Source organism: Acinetobacter sp. UBA3025 (assembly GCF_002367915.1).
Lineage (GTDB): Bacteria > Pseudomonadota > Gammaproteobacteria > Pseudomonadales > Moraxellaceae > Acinetobacter.
On the sequence record NZ_DFDO01000320.1, the window covers coordinates 1 to 7,272 of the forward strand.

6 protein-coding genes are annotated in these 7,272 nt (G+C 44.8%); 5 read left to right on the plus strand and 1 reads right to left on the minus strand.

Going from position 1 to position 7,272, the window contains the following annotated elements; translation table 11 throughout:
- The 5 genes from B4J23_RS13480 to B4J23_RS13500 all read left to right on the plus strand — a co-directional run.
- A partial coding sequence (locus B4J23_RS13480) for a biotin/lipoyl-containing protein (RefSeq protein WP_291361317.1) occupies positions 1–1,751 on the plus strand: 1,751 nt, incomplete at its 5' end.
- On the plus strand, positions 1,748–2,650 hold the full coding sequence (locus tag B4J23_RS13485; RefSeq protein WP_125279245.1) for a hydroxymethylglutaryl-CoA lyase: 903 nt from the start codon (positions 1,748–1,750) through the stop codon (positions 2,648–2,650). The genes B4J23_RS13480 and B4J23_RS13485, both read left to right, overlap by 4 nt.
- Before the next feature lie 100 nt (positions 2,651–2,750).
- The gene (locus B4J23_RS13490; protein WP_291361319.1) at positions 2,751–3,455 is read left to right on the plus strand and encodes a CoA transferase subunit A; all 705 of its coding nucleotides are present in this window, start codon (positions 2,751–2,753) and stop codon (positions 3,453–3,455) included.
- Between the two features lie 2 nt (positions 3,456–3,457).
- Positions 3,458–4,096 (plus strand): CoA transferase subunit B, encoded by a 639-nt coding sequence (locus B4J23_RS13495; protein ID WP_125279247.1) that lies wholly within the window; start codon positions 3,458–3,460, stop codon positions 4,094–4,096.
- Positions 4,097–4,193: 97 nt separating this feature from the next.
- A complete protein-coding gene (locus B4J23_RS13500) occupies positions 4,194–5,606 on the plus strand; it encodes a short-chain fatty acid transporter (protein WP_291361322.1) in 1,413 nt (470 codons plus the stop codon).
- Positions 5,607–5,663: 57 nt separating this feature from the next.
- On the opposite strand, the gene B4J23_RS13505 is transcribed toward B4J23_RS13500, so the two are convergent.
- The gene (locus tag B4J23_RS13505) at positions 5,664–7,157 is read right to left on the minus strand and encodes an OmpA family protein (protein WP_291361324.1); all 1,494 of its coding nucleotides are present in this window, start codon (positions 7,155–7,157) and stop codon (positions 5,664–5,666) included.
- Positions 7,158–7,272 lie beyond the last annotated feature (115 nt).

The window sequence follows — 7,272 nt, forward strand, 5'->3', positions numbered from 1 at the left end:
ATGGTTTCCTGTCTGAAAATGACCAGTTTGCCCTGGCCTGTCAGGACAACAACATTGTCTTTATAGGTCCGCCAGTAGATGCAATCTTAGCAATGGGTCTGAAAGCGACTTCTAAAGCTTTAATGGAAAAAGCTGGTGTACCGTTAACTCCAGGCTATCATGGTACTAATCAGGATGCAGATTTCCTGAAACAGCAAGCCGATAGTATCGGCTATCCCGTACTGATCAAGGCTAGTGCCGGCGGTGGCGGTAAAGGCATGCGTCTGGTCGAGCGTAGTGAAGACTTCCTGAGTTCACTCGCTTCCTGTAAAAGCGAAGCACGTTCCAGCTTCGGCAATGAAGATGTGCTGATTGAACGTTATGTGGTGCAACCACGTCATATTGAAGTTCAGGTCTTTGGTGATACACATGGTAATTATGTGCATCTGTTTGAACGTGATTGCTCTGTGCAGCGTCGTCACCAGAAAGTTCTAGAAGAAGCACCTGCACCAAAAATGCCTGAAGATAAACTTGAGGCGATGCGCCAAGCCGCAATTGATGCTGCACGTGCAGTAAATTATGTTGGTGCGGGTACAGTCGAGTTCATCGTTGAACAAGACGGTACTGCTTACTTCATGGAAATGAATACCCGTCTACAGGTTGAGCATCCGGTCACTGAAATGATCACCGGTCAGGATCTGGTGGAATGGCAGTTACGTGTCGCATTTGGTGAGCCTTTACCGAAACAGCAACATGAATTACAGATACACGGTCATGCACTCGAAGCCCGTGTTTATGCCGAAGAACCAGAAAAAGGTTTTATTCCTGCCATCGGTCAGATCAGCTATTTGCACTATCCAGAACAAAATGACAGCGTGCGTGTGGATAGTGGCATTGTCGAAGGTGATGAAATCAGCACCTATTATGATCCGATGATTGCCAAACTGATTGTTTGGGGCAAAAACCGTGAAGCAGCTTTAACCCAGATGCATCATGCCTTGGGTCAGTTCCATGTCGATGGTCTTGGCAATAACATCGCCTTTCTAGATCGCTTAGTATTATGTGATTCATTTAAAAATGCCCATCTTGATACTGGCCTGATTCAACGTGAAGAAGAGCTTCTACTCAAATCATCTGCTGATATCAGTGTAGAATTAGTGGTCACTGCAGCCTTGATTGAACTGTTATCTCGTCTGGCTCAAAACCCGACGAGCAATAATCCCGTCTGGCAGCAAAAAGCATTTTGGCGTCTGAATCAGCAAAATATCTATACAATTAAATTACAATGTAATGACGTTTTACGTGTGGTGAGCTTTAAAGCGCTAGAAAATAGCTTCCTGGCAAATTATGAAGGCCAGACACTCACTATCCAGGGTGAGCTGCTCGATCAACACCTACTCCAGTTAAATCTTGCAGGTCAGCAGCAGAAATTGGCATTTAGCCGGACTGAGCATGGCATTACCCTGTTCCAGAATGGTCAAAGTTACAAGTTTACTTATCTGAAGTCTGATTTTAATGGCCGAGATGAACAATGCACTGAAAACAATCTGACTGCACCAATGCCAGGTGTGATTACTCAGGTTCTGGTTGCGGCAAATGACAAAGTGAAAAAAGACGATGTACTGCTGACTTTGGAAGCAATGAAGATCGAATATACCATTCGCGCTCCGCATGATGGCATTATCGCAAACTCATACTTTCAGAAAGGTGACCAGGTTAAAGCTGGCGATGAACTGGTAGAGTTCCAGCCTCTAGCGGAGGAAGTTGCATGACAGATTTCGTTAAAATCGTAGAAGTCGGGCCACGCGATGGCCTGCAAAACGAAAAAACACCTTTAACACTAGATGACCGCAAAAACCTGATTCTAGATCTGATGAAAACAGGTTTACAGGCAATTGAAGTCGGTTCCTGTGTTTCAGCCAAATGGGTCCCACAGATGGCAGATAGCGATGTGCTATTTGCCAGCTTGCCTAAAGATCCGAATATCCAATTCAGTTTACTGACGCCAAATATGAAAGGTTTTGAATCAGCGCTGGCTGTGGATTGTAAAGAAGTTGCGGTATTTACCGCAGCTTCTGAAAGCTTTACCCACAAGAATATCAACTGCTCGATTGATGAAAGCTTTGAGAAGTTTGCAGATGTGATGGCAGCTGCCAAAGCAAATGATGTCAAGGTGCGTGGCTATGTCTCTTGTATGGTGGACTGCCCTTATGAAGGTGCAATTGATCCGAAGCAGGTCGTCAAAGTTACACAGCGTCTACTAGACATGGGCTGCTATGAAGTGTCATTAGGTGAAACCATTGGTACGGCAACTCCGGATCGCGTGAAGAACGTCTGGGATGCCTGTCTTTCAGAAATTGATAGTAAAGTGCTAGCCGGTCATTTTCATAATACCTATGGCATGGCCATCGCTAATATTTACCAGTCATTGCTGCAAGGGATTCGGGTATTTGACTCCTCTATTGCCGGTCTCGGTGGCTGTCCTTATGCCAAAGGTGCTTCCGGCAATGTTTCAACTGAAGACCTGTATTACCTGCTCTCCAAGATGGGCTTTGAAACCGGTATTCAACTGGATGCTTTGATGCAGGCCAGCCGTAATATCAGCGAGGTATTACAACGCAATAATCCATCCAATTATGCCAATGCCTATTGGCAAAAAGCCTGTGCTTAAAAACTTGAAATAGCCGGACACTCTATAAGTCCTCATGGATAGAAATCAGCAGATCTTTAGATAAAAGAGATCTGTAAGAGAAGAATAAATCGAGGTAAAAATGTCAAATAAAGTGTATGACAGTGCAAAAGCCGCTTTAGACGGCATCATCCAGGATGGACATACCCTGGCGGTAGGCGGTTTTGGTCTATGTGGTATCCCGGAAGCCCTGATTACAGCTTTAAAAGAAACCAGTGCCAAAAATCTGACCTGTATTTCTAATAATGCCGGTGTGGATGGCTTTGGCTTGGGGCTATTGCTGGAAACCAAACAGATTAAAAAGATGATCTCTTCGTATGTGGGCGAGAATAAGGAATTTGAACGCCAATACTTAAGCGGCGAACTCGAAGTTGAACTGACTCCACAAGGCACGTTGGCAGAAAAATTACGTGCCGGTGGTGCAGGTATTCCCGCTTTCTATACCGCGACCGGTGTTGGAACCGTCATTGCTGAAGGTAAAGATGTCCGCGAATTCAATGGCAAGTCTTATATTCTGGAAGAATCCTTAACTGCTGATGTAGCTTTGGTTAAAGCTTATAAGGCCGATAAAGCCGGCAACCTGATTTTCCGTAAAACTGCCCAGAACTTCAATCCGGTCTGTGCCATGGCTGGTAAAGTGACCATTGCTGAAGTTGAAGAAATTGTCGAGATCGGTGCCCTTGATCCAGATGAAATTCATCTTCCCGGCATTTATGTGAACCGGATTGTACTGAATACCCAACCGGAAAAACGGATTGAACAGATGACTTTAAAGGCGGAGGCTTGATCATGGCTTGGACACGTAATGAAATGGCGCAGCGCGCCGCACAGGAACTTGAAGATGGTTTCTATGTGAATCTGGGTATTGGTCTGCCAACCTTAGTCGCAAATTATATTCCAGAGAATATTAATGTCTGGCTTCAGTCTGAGAATGGTCTGCTGGGTATTGGAGAATTTCCAACGGCAGAGACTGTGGATGCCGACCTGATCAATGCTGGCAAACAGACGGTAACTGCCCGCAAAGGTGCATCTTTCTTTTCCAGTGCCGACTCCTTTGCCATGATCCGTGGCGGTCATGTCAATATCGCCATTCTGGGGGCTATGGAAGTCTCAGCAAATGGTGATCTGGCCAACTGGATGATTCCAGGCAAGAAGGTCAAAGGCATGGGTGGTGCCATGGATCTGGTCGCAGGTGTGCAAAAAGTTGTGGTGCTGATGGAACACTGCGCCAAAGATGGTACGCCTAAAATTGTCTCACAATGTAGTCTTCCGCTTACTGGCCAGGCCGTAGTGAACCGGATTATTACTGACTTAGGTGTATTGGATGTCACACCTGAAGGTATTCAACTTGTAGAACTGGCACCCGATGTCAGTTTTGATGAAATTCAGAAAGTCACCGGTGTACCTTTACTCCGTAAAGCAGCCTGATTTTTCCCAACCCTTAAAATGAAAATTTTTAAGGGTTTCTTTTTGGCTGAAGAAAGTCGCTTCTTAATAACAAATGCAGAATAAATGGATTTTAATTATGCAAACTCAACAAAATATCTTGCAGCGCTTTGCCATGCGCGTCAGCGACTGGTCTGAAAAATGGTTTCCGGACTCTTATATCTTTGCCCTACTCGGTGTCATCATCGTTGCGATTGCCGCGATTGGCATTGGTGCACCGGCACAAGACGTCGCGATTTCATTTGGTGACGGATTCTGGAGTCTGATTCCCTTTACCTTACAGATGTGCATGTTGATCGTGGTCGGTTATGTAGTTTCAGTTTCCAAACCGATGCAATTACTGATTCAGAAAATGGCGCGCATTCCTCATTCTGGACGTGGAGCCATCGTTCTCGTAGCTACTGTTAGTCTACTGATTTCCCTGATTAACTGGGCGATGAGTACGGTTCTAACCGCACTTCTGGTGATTGCGCTAGCGCAGCGTAAAGAACTGAATATGGATTACCGTGCGGCTGCCGCAGCAGCGATTATCGGGATGGGCGCAACCTGGGCACTGGGTATCAGCTCTTCAGCAGCGCAATTACAGGCCAACAAATCCAGCCTGCCAGAACCTCTGTATAATCTGACCGGTGTGATTCCATTTACTGAAACGATTTTCCTGCCGCAATCCATGATCATGACAGCAGTATTGATCATCGCTTCGATTGCCATTGCCTACTGGTCTGCGCCCAAAGGCAATCATATTAAAACCATTGATCACTTCCCGATCCAGATTGAAGAAGAAAAGACTGAAACCGTGATCCACAAACGGCCGGGTGACTGGCTGGAAAACTCGCCAATCTTAAGTATTCTGATTGTGGTTCTGGGTCTGGTCTGGATGTTAAACGAGTTTTCTAAAAGCAATCCGATTCTGGCGATCTCCAGCTTAAACACCTATAACTTTATCTTTCTGATTTTAGGTGTAGCCCTACATGGTACACCACGTAATTTTCTCAATGCTGTGTCCAAAGCCGTGCCGGCCATTTCAGGGGTACTGATTCAATTCCCGCTTTATGGCAGTATTGCCTTTATGATGACCAATGCCCTGAATTCTGCTGATCTTTCTCTGTCGCATTATATTGCCGAGTTCTTCGTGTCGATTGCCTCACAGGAAACCTTTGCCATCGTTATGGGAATTTATTCAGCGATTCTAGGTTTCTTCATTCCTTCTGGTGGAGGAAAATGGATTATTGAAGCACCTTATGTGATGCTGGCCGCGCATGACCTGAAAGTACATCTAGGCTGGTCCGTCCAGATTTATAATGCAGCCGAAGCCTTGCCCAATCTGATCAATCCTTTCTTTATGCTTCCCATGCTGGGAATCTTGAAATTAAAGGCTAAAGATGTGATCGGTTTCACTGTAACCCAACTGGTCTTTCATCTTCCGTTAGTACTGTTCTTGCTCTGGTTCCTGGGAAGAACCCTGACCTATACCCCACCCGTCTTCTCTTAATTCATAACAAATAAAAAAGGACGAATCACTCGTCCTTTTTTATGATGAAAGAATTATTTAGCTGGCTTTCTTTTCAACTACGCCTTCATTATCTACAGTATGGACACGACCGTCTTCGGTACTCATAACTTCAAAAGTTACACGACGGTTTTGATACTGACCGTTCGAAGTCGCATTCGATTGAGCAGGCTGATTCGCCGCCATACCTACAGGTTGTAATTGTGCCGGATTCACCCCTTTCTGCACCAGATAATTCACAATGGCTTGAGCACGTTTTAAAGACAGTTCCTGATTTTGAGTGCTGCTGCCTTCCGTATCAGTATGGCCTATCACGGTTAGACGTACATCTTTGGCATATTGCAATAAAGCTGCGGTCTGATCTAGCAAGCTTTTATTCACTTCAGGAATTTCTGTAGAACCTGTCGCAAAATGAATAAGTTGCAGGTTTAAGGCAGTAGCAACATCCAAGGCCTCAATATTTTCCATCTGAAGTTCATCTAAAGCTTTTTTAGCCTCAGTATTGGCTGTACTGATTGCCTCGTCCATATCAACCGGTTTTTGGGTCACGACTTCTACATTTTTAGTCAGACCACGAATCTGACCTGCCAAACGCTGTGCATCTGCACTGTTCGCTGCCTGCACAGACACCTGATTACCTGCCCAAGTCAAAGTCACATTTGACATGCCTTGCAGCAGTTTTAGTACTGAAGGAATCGTATCCTGATCAATAAATTCAGAATGGTAATTTTCATTGGCTACTGTACCACAGCCAATACTGTAATTAAAGATCTGTTTAATTTCATTTTGCAGAATCTGCATATATTTCGGATCATTCATCTGTACCTGACAGTTGACGATTTCACCCTGACTACCGGTGCTGATTTTTAGAATTGCAGGATTCGTTGCAGCAGCTTCACTCACCGCCTGAGCATTTCGTAATTCATCCGGATCATCATCACGCAGGCATCCACGGAAGAAGAATAAGATAATTGCAGCAATAATCACGAGGAGAATAAATGGCCAGAACACCACTGCCTTTTTCTCTTCAGTCAGTACCGGTTCTGCTTCCGGTTCGGAATCCAGACCCGGTGCGCGGTTCAGGTTTTGTCCTGCCAGCGGAGATACGCCTAGCGATGCCTCTATAGAACCAGCCCAGACTGGTAATGCCCGTTGAATCGAGTCTGCATGGGTATCTAGCAAATGCCCTACTGCTTCAGCAGTGGGTGCACCCGCTTCTGCCTGCAAGAAATTCATGGTTGGAACAATTGCCCGGTTCAGGGTCAGTTCAATGTCATCTTGAGGTGCAGTTGAATCTAACTGAGTCAGGAATTGTTGTTTTAGGGTCGGATTATTATTAAATAATTCATCAATTTTGGGATTAAGTTGCTGGCCTAGACTTTCAATCCAGGCCGGTCTTGCACGAAGAATACTTAAGAATACAGGATAGAATTGGGCTAAGGCCTGATCCTTGGCAAATAGATGTTCAGTTTCACCTTGCAGCACAATGGCGGTCACATCACTCTTTAAACGTTCAATTAAATCTGTATTCATCAAGATCACCATTATTCTGATTTATAATGTTTAATATTTAATCAGTGTAGCGACCCACCCTCTTTGGAATGTTAATAATTGTACTGATATCATAAAGTTTCACTGTTTATGTAAG